Annotated in this window: 14 protein-coding genes; 10 read left to right on the forward strand and 4 right to left on the reverse strand. The window is 66.5% G+C overall.

The genetic code is table 11. The features are described 5' to 3' along the window. Nucleotides 1-91 precede the first annotated feature (91 nt). Nucleotides 92-2,122 (reverse strand): M3 family metallopeptidase, encoded by a 2,031-nt coding sequence (locus ACZLIB_RS19915; protein WP_478468514.1) that lies wholly within the window; start codon nt 2,120-2,122, stop codon nt 92-94. Nucleotides 2,123-2,287: 165 nt separating this feature from the next. Between ACZLIB_RS19915 and ACZLIB_RS19920 the strand changes: the two genes are divergently transcribed. After that, on the forward strand, nt 2,288-2,692 hold the full coding sequence (locus ACZLIB_RS19920; RefSeq protein WP_005411111.1) for a hypothetical protein: 405 nt from the start codon (nt 2,288-2,290) through the stop codon (nt 2,690-2,692). A 69-nt stretch (nt 2,693-2,761) separates the two neighbouring features. On the opposite strand, the gene ACZLIB_RS19925 is transcribed toward ACZLIB_RS19920, so the two are convergent. Beyond that, nucleotides 2,762-3,874, reverse strand: coding sequence for a PLP-dependent cysteine synthase family protein (locus ACZLIB_RS19925; protein ID WP_121504343.1), 1,113 nt, complete (start codon nt 3,872-3,874; stop codon nt 2,762-2,764). 122 nt (nt 3,875-3,996) lie between these two features. Between ACZLIB_RS19925 and gloA the strand changes: the two genes are divergently transcribed. Beyond that, nucleotides 3,997-4,515 (forward strand): lactoylglutathione lyase, encoded by a 519-nt coding sequence (gene gloA / locus ACZLIB_RS19930; RefSeq protein WP_032129034.1) that lies wholly within the window; start codon nt 3,997-3,999, stop codon nt 4,513-4,515. Between the two features lie 92 nt (nt 4,516-4,607). Continuing rightward, nucleotides 4,608-5,036, forward strand: a complete 429-nt coding sequence (locus ACZLIB_RS19935) for a VOC family protein (protein ID WP_032129035.1) — start codon at nt 4,608-4,610, stop codon at nt 5,034-5,036. Nucleotides 5,037-5,103: 67 nt separating this feature from the next. On the opposite strand, the gene ACZLIB_RS19940 is transcribed toward ACZLIB_RS19935, so the two are convergent. Together ACZLIB_RS19940 and glmS are read right to left on the reverse strand one after the other, a co-directional pair. Beyond that, nucleotides 5,104-5,535, reverse strand: coding sequence for a CBS domain-containing protein (locus ACZLIB_RS19940; protein ID WP_010481344.1), 432 nt, complete (start codon nt 5,533-5,535; stop codon nt 5,104-5,106). Between the two features lie 447 nt (nt 5,536-5,982). Then, nucleotides 5,983-7,821, reverse strand: coding sequence for a glutamine--fructose-6-phosphate transaminase (isomerizing) (gene glmS / locus ACZLIB_RS19945; protein ID WP_071228878.1), 1,839 nt, complete (start codon nt 7,819-7,821; stop codon nt 5,983-5,985). Nucleotides 7,822-8,024: 203 nt separating this feature from the next. Here glmS and ACZLIB_RS19950 point away from each other — a divergent pair, with 203 nt between their 5' ends. The 7 genes from ACZLIB_RS19950 (at nt 8,025) to ACZLIB_RS19980 (ending at nt 15,823) form a co-directional block, all read left to right on the forward strand. Continuing rightward, nucleotides 8,025-9,302, forward strand: coding sequence for an efflux RND transporter periplasmic adaptor subunit (locus ACZLIB_RS19950; RefSeq protein WP_049399200.1), 1,278 nt, complete (start codon nt 8,025-8,027; stop codon nt 9,300-9,302). Nucleotides 9,303-9,337: 35 nt separating this feature from the next. After that, nucleotides 9,338-10,063 (forward strand): ABC transporter ATP-binding protein, encoded by a 726-nt coding sequence (locus tag ACZLIB_RS19955; RefSeq protein WP_032129038.1) that lies wholly within the window; start codon nt 9,338-9,340, stop codon nt 10,061-10,063. 10 nt (nt 10,064-10,073) lie between these two features. Beyond that, the gene (locus ACZLIB_RS19960; protein WP_121504340.1) at nt 10,074-11,372 is read left to right on the forward strand and encodes an ABC transporter permease; all 1,299 of its coding nucleotides are present in this window, start codon (nt 10,074-10,076) and stop codon (nt 11,370-11,372) included. A 20-nt stretch (nt 11,373-11,392) separates the two neighbouring features. After that, a complete protein-coding gene (locus ACZLIB_RS19965; protein WP_049399196.1) occupies nt 11,393-12,610 on the forward strand; it encodes an ABC transporter permease in 1,218 nt (405 codons plus the stop codon). Between the two features lie 16 nt (nt 12,611-12,626). Then, nucleotides 12,627-13,004: a PDZ domain-containing protein gene (locus ACZLIB_RS19970; RefSeq protein WP_182267888.1), complete on the forward strand. Its 378-nt coding sequence runs from the start codon at nt 12,627-12,629 to the stop codon at nt 13,002-13,004. A gap of 123 nt (nt 13,005-13,127) precedes the next feature. Beyond that, nucleotides 13,128-14,474 (forward strand): sigma-54-dependent transcriptional regulator, encoded by a 1,347-nt coding sequence (locus ACZLIB_RS19975; protein WP_478468517.1) that lies wholly within the window; start codon nt 13,128-13,130, stop codon nt 14,472-14,474. Continuing rightward, the gene (locus ACZLIB_RS19980) at nt 14,471-15,823 is read left to right on the forward strand and encodes a sensor histidine kinase (protein WP_478468519.1); all 1,353 of its coding nucleotides are present in this window, start codon (nt 14,471-14,473) and stop codon (nt 15,821-15,823) included. Before ACZLIB_RS19975 ends, ACZLIB_RS19980 begins: the two co-directional genes overlap by 4 nt. Nucleotides 15,824-15,835 lie beyond the last annotated feature (12 nt).

Below are 15,835 nucleotides of genomic sequence, written 5' to 3' on the forward strand. Positions count from 1 at the left end.
GGCGTTACGCCATGTCCGAACATTCCGGTAGATCCACGCCATGCGTGGATCGCGGTAACGTGCCAACCAAGGTTGGCACCTACCAAACACCTTACGCCATGCCCGAGTGGCGCAGCAGCGCGTCGATCTGAGGCGCGCGGCCGCGGAAGGCCTTGAAGTTCTCCGCCGCCGGGCGGCTGCCACCGCGCGACAGGATCTCTTCGCGGAAGCGCGCGCCGGTTTCAGCCAGCGCCTGCGGCGCCTCCTCGAACGCCGCATAGGCATCGGCGCTCAGCACCTCGGCCCACTTGTAGCTGTAGTAACCGGCTGCGTAGCCGCCGGCGAAGATGTGGCTGAACTGATGCGGGAAGCGGTTCCAGACCGGCGGGTGGTTCACTGCCACTTCCGCACGCACGCGGTCGAGCAGTGCCAGCACGCTGTCCTGCGCCGGTTCGAACTGGCTGTGCAGCAGCATGTCGAACAGGCCGAACTCCAGCTGGCGAACGGTGGCCATGCCGCTGTGGAAATTGCGCGCGGCCAGCATGCGCTCGTACAGCGCGCGCGGCAGCGGCTCACCCGTTTCAACATGCGCGGTCATGCCCTGCAGGTGGTCCCATTCCCAGCAGAAGTTCTCCATGAACTGGCTGGGCAGCTCCACCGCGTCCCATTCCACGCCGTTGATGCCGGCCACACCCAGTTCGCCGATGCGGGTCAGCAGCTGGTGCAGGCCGTGGCCCATCTCATGGAACAACGTGGTTACTTCGTTGTGGCTGAAGGTCGCCGGCTTGCCGTTGGCACCACGGCCGAAGTTGCACACCAGGTAGACCAGCGGCGTCTGCACGCTGCCATCCCCACGCACGCGGCGGTTACGGCAATCATCCATCCACGCGCCACCGCGCTTGCCTTCGCGCGCGTACAGGTCCAGGTAGAACTGGCCCACCAGCGCACCCTGCGCATCGACCAGGCGGAAGAAGCGCACATCCTCGTGCCACACCGGCGCGCTGTCCTCCTGCACGCGCAGGCCGTACAGCTGCTCGATCACCGAGAACAGGCCGCCCAGCACCTTCGGTTCGGTGAAGTACTGCTTCACCTCCTGCTCGGAGTAGCTGTAGCGCGCCTGCTTCAGACGGTCGGCGGCGAACGCCAGGTCCCAGGCCTGCAGGCTGTCGATGTCGAGCTGTTCGCGTGCAAACTGCTCCAGCTCAGCGCGGTCCTTGGCGGCGAACGGCTTGGCGCGCGTGGCCAGGTCGCGCAGGAAACCGAGCACCTCGGCCGGGTCCTGCGCCATCTTGGTGGCCACAGAATAGTCACCATACGAACCGAAGCCGAGCAGTGCGGCGAGTTCCGCGCGCAGGGCGAGGATGCGGTCGATGTTGCCGCTGTTGTCCAGCGTGTCATCGCCGAATTCGGACGCACGCTGTGCGCTGGCACGGTACAGGATCTCGCGCAGGTCGCGGTCCTCACCCCAGGTCTGCACCGGCAGGTAGCACGGCATCTGCAGGGTCAGTTTCCAGCCAGACTTGCCGTCCTTCTGTGCTGCGGCATGCGCGGCGGCCTTCACGTCTTCCGGCAGGCCCTTCAATCGCGCTTCGTCCTCGACGATCAGCGACCAGGCATCGGTAGCGTCAAGAACGTTCTGCGAGAACTTCGCCGACAGCGCCGACAGTTCTTCCTTGATCGCCGCGAAGCGCTGCTGCGCCTCCGGCGCCAGCTCGGCGCCGCCGAGGCGGAAGTCACGCAGCGTGTTGTCCAGCACCTTGCGCTGGGCCTCGTCGAAGCGCGCCGCCTCGGTGCTGGCGGCCAGTGTCTGGTACTGCCGGTACAACGCCAGGTTCTGGCTGAGCGCACTGGCGAAGCGGGTCACCCGCGGCAGGTTGCTGTTGTAGGCCTCACGCAGTTCCGGGGTGTTGACCACGCCCTGCAGGTGGCCGACCAGGCCCCAGGCGCGCCACAGGCGCTCGGTGGCGTCATCCAGCGGGGCCACGAAGGTCTCCCAGCGCACCGGCTGCACCTGCTCGGCCGCGCTGACGGCGGCTTCGGCCTCGGCCAGCAGCACGTCCAGCGCCGGTGCCACGTGCTCGGGGCGGATGGCCTCGAAGCGCGGCAGGCCGGAAAAATCGAGCAGGGGGTTGGCAACGGTCACGGCAGATCTCCAGGGAACGGGCCCGGCGGGCGGGCAGCTTGGTAGATATGGCGCTGGCAGGCGTGGCTGACAAGGGGGCGCGGCATTCACATCGGCCTTACGGTCACGCATCGAAGCTCTGGCTGCGGGGGAGTCCGCAGCGGTAGGTACTGAACGAGGCCCTACATGGAAGGTCTGGCTGCAGTTGCATCCGCCTCACCGGCCCGGTCACTGGCATTGTCCGCCAGCCCGGCCGAACTGACCTGGATCGCCGCATTGTGCGATGCCGGCGACGACGCCCCACGTCACCTGCAGCAACTGCAGGCAGTGCTGCAGCAGGGCGGCACCTTCAACGATGCCCAGGAGTGGTACCCGTTCGAGGTGATCGAGCGCGGCGCCAGCCAACTGCGGCTGGGCCATGAGCGCGAGTTCGTGATCTGCGTGCTGCTGTGGCTGCAGGCGCTGGCCCAGGGCCGTGCCAGCATCCTGGACCCGAGCCTGCATCTGGATGATCGCGCGATGGACATCGAGGCCTTGCCCGATGCGCTGCGCGATGCAGTACTGGATGCGTTCACCGCGGCGGGGTACTGAATCTGTAGCGTCGAGCCATGCTCGACGGCTCTTTCCCGGAGTCGAGCATGGCTCGCCTCTACAAGGGCTCTACAACGCTTCCAGGCTGCACCACGGCAGTTCCGGCAGCCCCTGCCCGGCCACTGCCGCCGCCAGCTGCGCATCGGCGCCGTCGACATCGATGCCCTGGCGCGCGTACCACGCCGGGTCGTAATAGCTCTGCGCGTAGCGCTCGCCACTGTCGCACAGGATGCTGACAATGCTGCCCTGGTGGCCCGCGTCTCGCATCCACTGCGCGGCCTGCAGCACACCGATGAAGTTGGTGCCGGTGGAGCCACCCACGCGTCGACCGAGCTGGCGGCTGACATGGCGCATCGCGGCCAGGCTCAGCGCGTCGGGCACCTTCACCATCGCATCGACGCTGGTCGGGATGAAGCTCGGCTCCACCCGCGGCCGGCCGATGCCTTCCACGCGCGAACCGCCGCTGCAGGTCAGGCCGCGCCAGTCCTGCTGGCCGGCCACGGCAGCCTGATAGCCATCGAAGAACACCGACACTTCCGGGTCCGCGCAAAGGATGCGGGTGTCATGCCGGCGGTAGCTGACATAGCGGCCCAGCGTCGCTGCGGTACCGCCGGTACCGGGGCTGCACACGATCCATTCCGGAACCGGGCTGGGCTCCTCGGCCATCTGCTTGAAGATGGACTCGGCAATGTTGTTGTTGGCGCGCCAGTCGGTGGCACGCTCGGCATAGGTGAACTGGTCCATGAAGTGGCCACCGGTTTCGCGGGCCAGCTTCTCCGATTCACCGTTGAGTTCGCAGGCGCGCTCGACCAGGTGGCAGCGGCCCCCGTGGAACTCGATGGCCGCAATCTTCTCTGGGGAGGTCGTGGCCGGAATCACCGCAATGAACGGCACCCCCAGCAGGCGCGCGAAATAGGCCTCGGACACTGCCGTCGACCCGCTGGAGGCCTCGATCACCGGCCGTCCTTCGCGCAGCCAGCCGTTGGTCAACGCATACAGGAACAGCGAGCGCGCCAGCCGGTGTTTCAGGCTGCCGGTGGGATGGCTCGATTCATCCTTCAGGTACACATCGATGCCCGCGAACCCGGGCAGCGCCAGCGGGATCAGGTGGGTATCGGCGGAACGGTTGAAATCGGCTTCGATCTTGCGGATGGCGGCAGCCACCCATTCACGCTGCGACATGGCGGGCAATGCTCAGAACGGAACGGTGCGATCCGCCCATTGTACGTCGCGGTGCCGTCAGGTGACGGCCGGTAGAATGGCCCCATCCGGCCAGCAACGGCCCTGTCTGAAGGACCTCCCCCATGACCATTCCCGCCCTGCGCGATGTCCCCGGCGTCGCCGCCCAGGCCCCGGCCGAAACCACCGGCTTCGTGTTCAACCACACCATGCTGCGGGTGAAGGACATCACCGCCTCGCTGGACTTCTACACCCGCGTGCTCGGCTACCAGCTGATCGACAAGCGCGACTTCCCGGACGCCCAGTTCAGCCTGTACTTCCTGGCCTACGTACCGGCCGGCGCGGTGGTGCCGGAAGACGACAGCCAGCGCCGCGTGTGGATGGCCGGCCTGCCGGGTGTGCTGGAACTGACCCATAACCACGGCACCGAAACCCAGGACGGCGCGGTCTACCACGACGGCAACAGCGACCCGCGCGGCTTCGGCCACATCTGCGTGTCCGTGCCGGACATCGAAGCCGCCTGCCAGCGCTTCGAGGACCTGGGCGTGACCTTCCAGAAGCGCCTGACCGACGGCCGCATGAAGAACCTGGCCTTCATCAAGGACCCGGACGGCTACTGGGTCGAGATCATCTCCAACGTCTGACCCAAAAAGGGGACGGAGGGGATTAAGTCGTTTCTGGCACTATTGGCTGGAAGCGACTTAATCCCCTCCGTCCCCTTTTTTGCGAGGTTCGTATGGAAACGATGGAACTGCACCGTGGCCGCCTGATCGACCACATCCAGCTGGTAGTGCGCGACCTGGCCGCCAGCCGGCGCTTCTACCAGGCGGTGTTCGATACGATCGGCATCCCGATCGCCGGTGAAGGCGAGGATTACTTCTGGGCCGATGAGCTGTTCATTTCCAGCGCCAGCAGCGAGGCCGCCGCCGGCCAGCTGACCGGGCGCCACCATCTGGCGTTCCAGGCACGCGACAGCGCCACCGTCGATGCCTTCCACACTGCGGCCATCGCCGCCGGAGGCAAAGACAACGGCGCACCCGGCGAGCGCCCCTACCATCCCGGCTACTACGGCGCCTTTGTGCTCGATCCGGATGGCAACAACATCGAAGTGGTCTATCACGGTCCGGCGAACTACAGCGCCGATTCGGTGAAGGTCACTTTCTGATATCACCGAAGCAGTGAACGAAGAAGCCGGGCAATGCCCGGCTTCTCTGCATCCAAGGGTCCAGCCCTCAGTGGGCGGCCATGTAGATGTCCTGCAGCACGGCCTTTTCCAGCTCCAGCTCGCCCAGCAGGTTCTTCACGATGTCACCCAGGCTGAGGATGCCAACCAGTCGGGTGCCTTCGGTGACCATCAGATGACGGCGCCGCGAGTATGTCATCAGCGACATGGCCTGCTTCAGGGTCGCTTCCGGCGCAATGCCTTCCAGGCCGGTGGACGGCAGGCTGGAAATCACCCGGCGGCCGGCCTGCGGGCCGTCGTCGGCCAGGGTGCGCACGATGTCCTTCTCGGAAATGATGCCGACCGGGGCATCGTCCTTCATCACCACCAGCGCAGCGATCTTGTTCGCGCTCATCTTGTGGGCGGCGGCACCGATGGTGTCTTCGGCGTCGATGGTGATGACAGCTTCTTTCTTGGATTGCAGGAGTTCGCGGACGTTCATTCTTGTTTCCTGGTGCAGGTCACTGAAGTCAAAAAAGTGTGCTCTTCCGATACGCCCCCTCCCCGGGAACAGACCTTTCAGCGCACGTCTGGCGCACCCGGCTGCCGGTGGAAATGGATCGGCAGACGACGTGCTGCAACGCGAACGAGGTGGGTTCAACCGCTCAACCCGGCCCTCGGTCAAATCGATTCTACGACTGCGACCATCGGTCACTACCGGCATCGATAGGACAGTTCGTCGTGGGAACCAACTGACGATCCAGAGAATGGCACCGCGGCTGAAACCGCCGCTGAATACAGGCGATGTCGCGCATTAAAGATTGATTGCCTGCTGCCGACAGCGGACAGAACACCCGGCGGCTGTCCCACTTGGCACGACCACCGGCGCAAACGAAAGGGGCCCACGTGGGGCCCCTTTCGCATGCAGCTTCCAGCGGTTCCGGCGGAGTTACTCCACCGTCACGCTCTTGGCCAGGTTGCGTGGCTTGTCCACGTCGGTGCCACGTGCCAGTGCGGTGTGGTACGCCAGCAGCTGCACCGGGATGGTGTGCACGATCGGGCTGAGCACGCCGGCATGGCGCGGCGTGCGGATCACATGCACGCCTTCGGACTCGTTGAAGTTGCTGTCCTGGTCGGCGAACACGAACAGCTCGCCGCCGCGCGCGCGCACTTCCTGCATGTTCGACTTCACCTTCTCCAGCAGGCTGTCGTTGGGCGCGATCACCACTACCGGCATGTCCTCGTCCACCAGCGCCAGCGGGCCATGCTTCAGCTCGCCCGCCGGGTAGGCCTCGGCGTGGATGTAGGAGATTTCCTTGAGCTTGAGCGCGCCTTCCAGCGCGATCGGGTAATGCAGGCCACGACCCAGGAACAGCGCACTGCTCTTGCGGGCGAAACGCTCGGCCCAGGCGGCGATCTGCGGCTCCATGTTCAGCGCGTGCTGCACGCTGCCCGGCAGGAAGCGCAGCTGCTCCAGGTAGTCCGCTTCCTGCGCCGCGTCGATGCGGCCATGCAGCTTGCCCAGCACCACGGTCAGCTGGAACAGTGCGGCCAGCTGGGTGGTGAAGGCCTTGGTCGAGGCCACGCCGATCTCGGCGCCGGCGCGGGTGTAGCAGACCAGCTCGCTGGCGCGCGGAATCGCGCTTTCCGGCACGTTGCAGATCGACAGCGTGTGCCTGTGGCCCAGCGACTTGGCGTACTTCAACGCCTCCATCGTATCCAGCGTTTCGCCGGACTGGGAGATGGTGACGATCAGGTGCTTCGGGTTGGCATACGCGGCGCGGTAGCGGTACTCGCTGGCAATCTCCACGCTGCACGGCAGCCCGGCGATGGCTTCGATCCAGTAGCGCGCGGTCAGGCCGGCGTAATAGCTGGTGCCGCAGGCGATGATCTGCACGCCTTCGATGCCGGACAGCACGGCCTCGGCATTCTTGCCGAACAGTTCGGCCGGGAAACCACCGGCGTCGATCGCTGCCTCGATGGTGTCGCCCAGCGCGCGCGGCTGCTCGTGGATTTCCTTCTGCATGAAGTGGCGGTACGGGCCCAGCTCCAGCGATGCCAGCGATACGTCGGACAGGTGCACCTCGCGCTCGATCGGCTGGTCGTGCTCGTCGAAGATACGCACACCGTCGCGGCGGATCTCCGCGGTGTCGCCCTCTTCCAGGAAGATCACCTTGCGGGTGGCCGAGATCACCGCCGAGACGTCGGACGCCACGAAGTTCTCGCCCTCGCCCAGGCCGATCAGCAGCGGGCAGCCCATGCGCGCGCAGACGAAGCGTTCCGGCTCGGCGCGGCTGACCACGGCCAGTGCGTAGGCACCGGTCAGCTCCTTCACCGTATGCTGCAGCGCCACCAGCAGGTCGTCGCCGTCCTTCAGGTGGTGATGGATCAGGTGCGCGATGACTTCGGTGTCGGTCTGCGACTCGAAGGTGTAACCCAGGGCACGCAGCTTCTCGCGCTGCTCCTCGTGATTTTCGATGATGCCGTTGTGCACCAGCGCCACGCCGTGGCTGATGTGCGGATGCGCGTTGGCCTCGGTGACACCACCGTGGGTGGCCCAGCGGGTGTGGCCGATGCCCAGCACTGCATTGAAGCCCTCGGCCTCGGCCGCAGTGGCCATTTCCGACACACGGCCGGTACGACGCACGCGGCGCACATCCGGCCGTTCGGCATGGTCGATCACCGCGATGCCCGAGGAATCGTAACCACGGTACTCAAGGCGCTTCAGGCCTTCGATCAGCACCGGCACTACGTCGCGATCAGCGATCGCACCCACGATTCCACACATGTCACGCGTTTCCTTGAAGACGATCGCCGCATTCTAGCCTGCGGGCCCGCGCTCCCCCTCCTGTCCGCTTAATGAAAGTGTCCGGAAAGGTGTCCGCGGACACCCGGACACTTCAGGGCGCCTCCCAACCCATTGACCCACAAGGAAATAAAGTTGGCACGCTACGTGCTTGGTACCCACTACCACCGTCAGGCACGCACCCGATGATCCGCGACACCTCCGCACAGGACCAGATCGTTTCCTCCGCCCCGGCCGGCACCACCCGCGCCAACTGGCAGCGTTACCGCTGGCCGGCACTGGGCGCCATCGCGCTGCTGGCCGGCATCGGCTGGGCCGTGTACGCCTGGTCCAACGCCAGCCGCTCCTACGACAGCAGCCGCGTGCGCATCGCCGAAGTGAAGCGCGGCGACCTGGTCCGCGACATCGCCGCCGACGGTCGGGTGATTGCCGCCAACAGCCCGATCCTGTACGCCATCTCGGCCGGTACCGTGGACCTGAAAGTCGTTGCCGGTGACGTGGTCAAGAAGGACCAGGAGCTGGCGGTCATCGACAGCCCGGAACTGCGCAGCAAGCTGGCCCAGGAGCAGGCCACCCTGGCCGGCCTGGAAGCCGAGGCCAGCCGCGCCGCGCTGGACGCCACCCTGGCCCGCGCCAAGTCGCGCAAGGAAACCGACCAGGCCACCATCGAGCGGCAGGCCGCCGACCGCGACCTGCAGCGCTACCAGCGCGGTTACGACGGCGGTGCAGTACCGCAGATCGATCTGGCCAAGGCCAAGGACTCGCTGAAGAAGGCCGACATCACCCTGGCCAACGCCACCACCGATGCACGCCTGCAGAGCCAGGGCGCTGACCTGGACGCCCGCAACAAGCGCCTGCTGGCCGACCGCCAGAAGGCGGTGGTGGCCGAGGTGCAGCGCCAGGTGGACGCGCTGACCCTGCGCGCGCCGTTTGACGGCCAGGTCGGCCAGGTGCAGGCCGTCCAGTCCACCAACCTGGCCGCCAATGCGCCCGTGCTGGGCGTGGTCGACCTGTCCAAGTTCGAGGTCGAGATCAAGGTGCCGGAGAGCTTCGCCCGCGACCTGGCGATCGGCATGCCGGCGCAGCTGACCGGCGGCAACGGCAAGCCGTTCCCGGGCGAGATCAGTGCGGTGTCGCCGGAAGTGGTCAACGGCGAGGTCAACGCCCGCGTGCGCTTCGCCAGCGCGCAGCCGGAAGGCCTGCGCCAGAGCCAGCGGATGTCGGTGCGCGTGCTGCTCGACACCCGCAAGGACGTGCTGAAGGTCGAGCGCGGCCCGTTCGTCGAACAGGGCAACGGCATCGCCTACGTGATGGATGGCCGCACCGCAGTGCGGCGTCCGGTGGAACTGGGCGTCAGCAGCCTGGGCGAAGTGGAAATCAAGTCGGGTGTGCAGCCGGGCGACCGCATCGTGGTCTCTGGCAGCGACCTGTTCAAGGACGCCGAACGCGTCTCCGTCAACTGATACCTGATACCTGAATCCTGGAGAGAGGACACCCCATGTACATGCTCGAAATGCGTTCGGTCGCCAAGGTCTTCCGCACCGAACAGGTGGAAACCCACGCACTGCGCTCGCTGGAACTGCAGGTCAAGGAAGGTGAGTTCGTCGCCGTCACCGGCCCGTCAGGCTCCGGCAAGACCACCTTCCTCAACATCGCCGGCCTGCTGGAAACCTTCACCAGCGGCACCTACATGCTTGACGGCCAGGACGTGAGCACGCTGGGCGACGACGCCCGCAGCCGCCTGCGCAACCAGAAGATCGGCTTCATCTTCCAGGGCTTCAACCTGATCCCCGACCTGAACCTGTTCGACAACGTCGACGTGCCGCTGCGCTATCGGAAGATGAGCGCCAACGAGCGCCGCGAACGTATCGAGAAGGCGCTGAGCCAGGTCGGCCTCGGCTCGCGCATGAAGCATTATCCGAATGAACTGTCGGGTGGCCAGCAGCAGCGCGCGGCCATCGCGCGTGCGCTGGCCGGCAGCCCGCGCCTGCTGCTGGCCGACGAACCGACCGGCAACCTGGACACACAGATGGCCCGCGGCGTGATGGAACTGCTGGAGGAGATCAACGCTGCCGGCACCACCATCGTGATGGTCACCCACGATCCGGAACTGGCCGCGCGCGCGCAGCGCAACGTGCACATCGTCGATGGTCAGGTGACCGACCTGGTGCGCGAGCCGGTGCTGGCCACCCCGCCGCGCCACATCGTCGCCGTCAACGAGTGAGGGCCCGACCATGTTCGCCTACTACGCCCGATTGGCGGTGCGCAGCTTCCGCCGCAACAAGGTACTGACCGCGCTGATGGTGATCGCTATCGCGCTCGGCATCGGCGCCTCGATGACCACGCTGACGGTGTTCCATGTGCTGTCCGGTGACCCGATCCCCGGCAAGAGTGACCGCCTGTTCTATGTGCAGCTTGATGCCGCGACCGGCGCCTATGTCGCTGGCGAGGAACCGGAAACCCAGCTGACCCGCTTCGACGGTGAAGCCCTGCTGCGCGAGGCCAAGGGCGAGCGCCAGGCACTGATGAGCGGCGGCGGCGGCACCATCGAACCGGACAACAGCACTCTCAAGCCCTTCAGCATCGACACCCGCTGGACCTCGGCCGACTTCTTCCCGATGTTCGAGGTGCCCATGCAGTACGGCCGCCCCTGGACGCGCGAGGACGATGAAGGCCGTGCACGCGTGGTGGTCATCTCCAAGGCGCTCAATGACAAGCTGTACCAGGGCGCCAACAGCGTGGGCCGCGACCTGCGCATGGAAGGGCAGAGCTACCGCATTGTCGGCGTGATGAAGGAATGGAGCCCGGAGCCGCACTTCTACGACCTGACCACGGGCAGCTACGGCAAGAACGAGGACCTGCTGCTGCCGATCTCCACCTCCTTCGACCTGAAGCTGGGCAACAACGGCAACATGAACTGCTTCGGCGAGAATCCCGACGGCAACAGCTACTCGCTCAACGCACCGTGCGCGTGGCTGCAGTACTGGGTGGAGATGGACCCGGCCAAGGCCGCCGACTACCGCCGCTACCTGGAGAACTATTCGACCCAGCAGCGCGAGGCCGGCCGCTTCAAGCATCCGCCGAACGTGCGCCTGCGCACCGTGATGGAATGGCTGGACTTCAATGGCGCGGTCCCCAGCGATGTGCGCCTGCAGCTGTGGCTGGCGCTGGGCTTCCTGGGTGTCTGCCTGGTCAACACGGTGGGCCTGCTGCTGGCCAAGTTCCTGCGCCGCAGTGGAGAGATCGGCGTGCGCCGCGCCCTCGGTGCCAGCCGTGGCCAGATCTTCCTGCAGTGCCTGGTGGAAGCCGGTGCGGTCGGCGTTGTCGGTGGCGTGCTGGGTATCGGTCTGGCCCTGCTTGGCCTGTTCGCGGTGCGCCAGCAACCGGTGGAATACGCAAAGCTGGCCCACCTGGACGGCAACATGCTGCTGCTCGCGCTGGGCCTGACCCTGCTCGCCAGTCTTGCCGCCGGGTTCCTGCCCGCCTGGCGCGCCATGCAGGTCACCCCGGCCATCCAGCTCAAGTCGCAGTAAGCACCCGAACGAGGACTCCCATGGACATCCGCCCCATCCTCAGCACGCTGCGCCGGCACAAGACCGCCGCTGCCCTGATCGTGCTGGAAGTCGCACTGACCTGCGCCATCGTCTGCAACGCGCTGTTCCTGGTCAGCCAGCGCGTGGAGAAGATCAGCATGCCCAGCGGCATCGCCGAGAGCGAACTGGTCATGCTGCGCGTCAGCGGCATCGGCAAGCAGACCGACGCCATGGCCCGCACCCGCGAGGACCTGGCATCGCTGCGCGCGATTCCCGGTGTCAGCAACGTCACCATCATCAACCAGGTCCCCTTCCGCAACGGCTCCTCCAGCAGCAGCATTTCGCGTGTGATCGACCAGGAACGGCCGACCACCAACGCCTCGATGTACACCCTGTCCGAGAACGGGCTGGCCACGATGGGCATCAACCTGATCGCAGGCCGCGATTTCCTGCCCGACGAGTACCAGAACTTCGAAGACGCCAGCAAGGGCGGCGCAAAGGAGAACGCGATCCCGGTCATCCTCACCCAGGCCACCGCCGCCAAGATGGAACCCAATGGCAGTGCGCTGGGCAAGACCTACTACATGGGCAAGCAGCCGCTGCATGTGGTCGGCATCGTCGACACGCTCAGCACGCCCAACGGCTGGAATGACAACTGGACCAACTCGATGCTGCTGCCCATGCGGCGCACCTTCGACGAAGGTGGCACGTATGTGCTGCGCACTTCGCCGGAACGCCGCAAGGAAGTACTCGATGCCGGTGCCGCCGCGCTGGAACGCAACGACCCCAACCGGCTGATGCGCGACAAGCTGACCTATGAAGACCAGCGCAAGGACTTCTTCAAGAACGACCGCGCGATGGTCGGCCTGCTGATCACCGTCAGCATCTCGCTGCTGGTGGTCACCGCGCTGGGCATCATCGGCCTGGCCAGCTTCTGGGTGCAGCAGCGCAGCAAGCAGATCGGCATCCGCCGTGCGCTGGGCGCGACCCGCGGGCAGATCCTGCGCTACTTCCAGACCGAGAACTTCCTGCTGGCCACGCTGGGCATCGTGCTGGGCATGCTGGCGGCCTACGCCATCAACCTGGCGCTGATGAACCTGTACGAGCTGCCGCGCATGCCGCTGTACTACCTGCCGCTGGGTGCACTGCTGCTGTGGGTGCTGGGCCAGATCGCCGTGTTCGGGCCGGCGCGGCGTGCGGCAGCGGTGCCGCCTGCGGTCGCCACGCGGGGCGCGTGAGATGCGTGCCCGCGCGATGTGCCTGATGCTGCTCCTGCCATTGCCGGCGCTGGCCGGCGGTGGCAGTGCGCAGACACTGGAGTGGCGCCAGGATGCCGCGCGGTTGTCATTGCGCTCAACGGAGGGCCAGGTGCGCGTGGAGGCCGCCAGCCCGGAAATGCGCTTCGGCGTGCGCAGTGGCGATCGCATCCTGCGCGTGGACGACACGGCGGTGCGCCGGGTCGAACACCTTGCCGAGGCCCTGCGTCATTCCAACGCAGCCACCGCCTATCTGTTGCTGCGCCGCGACAAGCGCGAACTGACGGTGGCGGTCGACGCCGCAGCCTGGCGCCAGGCGCTGGAGGTGCCGCCGCCACCTGCGCCGCCACGGCCCCCGGCGCCTCCCCGGCGCTGAGCGAGGGCCGCTCCTGCACAGCCACGGGTTTGGCTATGCTTGATGGGTGGCGCCGGGCTCTCCCGGTGCGTGGACACGAACGGCTCCAACGGCGCCGCCCATCCCTTTCTGCAGAACCGCTTGATGCCTGCGATCCTGATCATCGACGACAACGCCAGCGTGGGTACCGCGCTGGACGTGCTGTTCTCCCTGCACGACATCGACACCCTGCAGGCGCAGAGCCCGTCCGAAGGGCTGGCCCTGCTGGCGTCGCAGCCGGTCGACCTGGTGATCCAGGACATGAACTTCAGCGAGGACACCACCTCCGGCGAAGAAGGCGAGGCCCTGTTCGCGCAGATCCGCGCGCGCCATCCCGATCTGCCGGTGATCCTGCTGACGGCCTGGACCCACCTCAGCAGCGCGGTGGATCTGGTCAAGGCCGGTGCGGCCGACTACCTGGCCAAGCCCTGGGACGACCGCAAGCTGATGACCACGGTCAACAACCTGCTGGAACTGTCCGAGGCGCGCCGCGAACTGGACCGGCGCCGCAGCCGTGAACTGCGCCAGCGCAATGCGCTGGAAGAGAAGTATGACCTGTGCGGCGCGGTCTTCGCCGACCCTGCCAGCGAGCGCGTCATCGCACTCGCCTGCCAGGTCGCACGCTCGGAACTGCCGGTACTGATCACCGGCGCGAACGGTGCCGGCAAGGAGAAGATCGCACAGATCATCCAGGCCAATTCCCTGGTGGCCAAGGGTCCATTTGTGGCGGTCAACTGTGGCGCGCTGCCTTCGGAACTGATCGAGGCCGAACTGTTCGGTGCCGAGGCCGGTGCGTATACCGGCGCCAACAAGGCGCGCGAAGGCAAGTTCGAGGCCGCCGATGGTGGCACCCTGTTCCTGGATGAGATCGGCAACCTGTCGCTGGGCGGGCAGATGAAGCTGCTGCGTGTGCTGGAAACCGGCCGCTTCGAGCGCCTGGGCTCCAACCGCGAACGCCAGGTCAAGGTCCGCGTGGTCAGCGCGACCAATGCCGACCTGCCGGCGATGATCCGCGACGGTACCTTCCGCGAAGACCTCTATTACCGCCTCAACACGGTGGAACTGGTGCTGCCGCCGCTGGCCGATCGCCCGGGCGACATCGTGCCGCTGGCCGAGCGCTTCCTGACAGCTGGCAAGCCCCTGTCCAGCGCCGCCACCGCCGCCCTGCAGCGGCACCCATGGCCAGGCAACGTGCGCGAACTGCGCAACGTGATCCAGCGCGCCGAACTGCTGGCCACCGGCAACCGCATTGAAGTGGCCGATCTCAATCTGCCGCGCGCAGCCGCAGCACCGCGCCCGGCCCCCAGTGCGGGCAATGACCCCGACCGCGCGCGCATCGAAGAGGTACTGGCGCGCAACCATGGCGTCATCGCCCAGGCCGCCGCCGAACTCGGCCTGAGCCGCCAGGCGCTGTACCGGCGCATGGACCGCCACGGTATCCCGCGCGAATGAAACGGCGCTCGTTCACTTTCCGCCTGTTCCTGCGCCTGCTGCCGGTGCTGGCGCTGGCCGCCGCGTTGCCGTGGCTGCTGGCCTACTGGATGGACCATGGCTGGGTGGTGACCACGGTGTCGGCGTTGATCCTGCTGTCGCTGATGTGGTGGACCCTGCGTCGCGCTACCGCCCCGGTGCGGTCACTGATGCGGGCCCTGGCGGGCACCACCAGCAGCTATCGCGACGGCGAATACAACTTCGGCGTGCACTGGCCCGGCAATGACGAGCTCGGCGACCTGGTGCAGGCACACCGCGAACTGGGCGATGTGCTGCGTGCACAGCGGCAGGGCCTGGTGCAACGCGAACTTCTGCTGGACACGATGGTGCAGAACACGCCGGTGGCGATGCTGCTGATCGCCTCGGGCGGTGATGGCATCGCCCGCGTGGTGTTCTCCAATCTGGCTGCGCGCAAGCTGCTGCATGGCGGCTGGAAGCTGGAAGGCCAGCGCCTGGAGGACGTGCTGGAACAGGTGCCGGTGGAGCTGCGCGATGCCATCGCCCGCGGTGGCGACAGCCTGTTCGCGGTGCATGCCGAGGACGAGGACGGCGATGAGGACGACGAGCAGGTGTACCACCTCTCGCGCCGCGCCTTCCAGCTCAATGGTCGTCCGCACGACCTGCTGCTGGTGCGCCTGCTGACCGCCGAGCTGCGCCGCCAGGAAGTACAGACCTGGAAGAAGGTGATCCGGGTGATCAGCCACGAGCTCAACAACTCGCTGGCACCGATTGCCTCGCTGGCCCACTCCGGCGGTGTACTGGTGCAGCGTGAGCGCTTTGACCGGCTGCCGGAGATCTTCACCACCATCGAGGATCGTGCACGCCACCTGGAAGGCTTCATCCGCGGCTATGCGCGCTTTGCCAAGCTGCCGCAACCGCAGTTGCAGACCGTGCACTGGGCCCCCTTCCTGTCCAGCCTGCGCCAGCAGATCCCGTTCGGCATGGAACGTGAGCCGGACGAGGAACTGAGCAGCCGCATCGACATCGCCCAGTTCGGGCAGGCACTGCTGAACCTGTTGAAGAACGCGCACGAAGCCTGCGCCGAAGCAGAACCGCCCAACGATGACGTACAGGTGCAACTCACGCGGCTGCCGCAGTGGCTGCGCCTGGACGTACTGGATCGCGGCAAGGGCATGAACGAGCAGGTGCTGCAGAATGCGCTGATGCCGTTCTATTCGACCAAGCGCAATGGCACCGGGCTGGGCTTGGCCTTGACCCGCGAGATCGTGGAAGCGCATGGCGGCCGGGTATCACTGCAGAATCGCGGCGATGGCGGGTTGTGCGTGTCGATCCTGTTGCCGGTGGGTTGAGCGGGTAGGTCC

Source organism: Stenotrophomonas sp. 220_Sma (assembly GCF_056487375.1).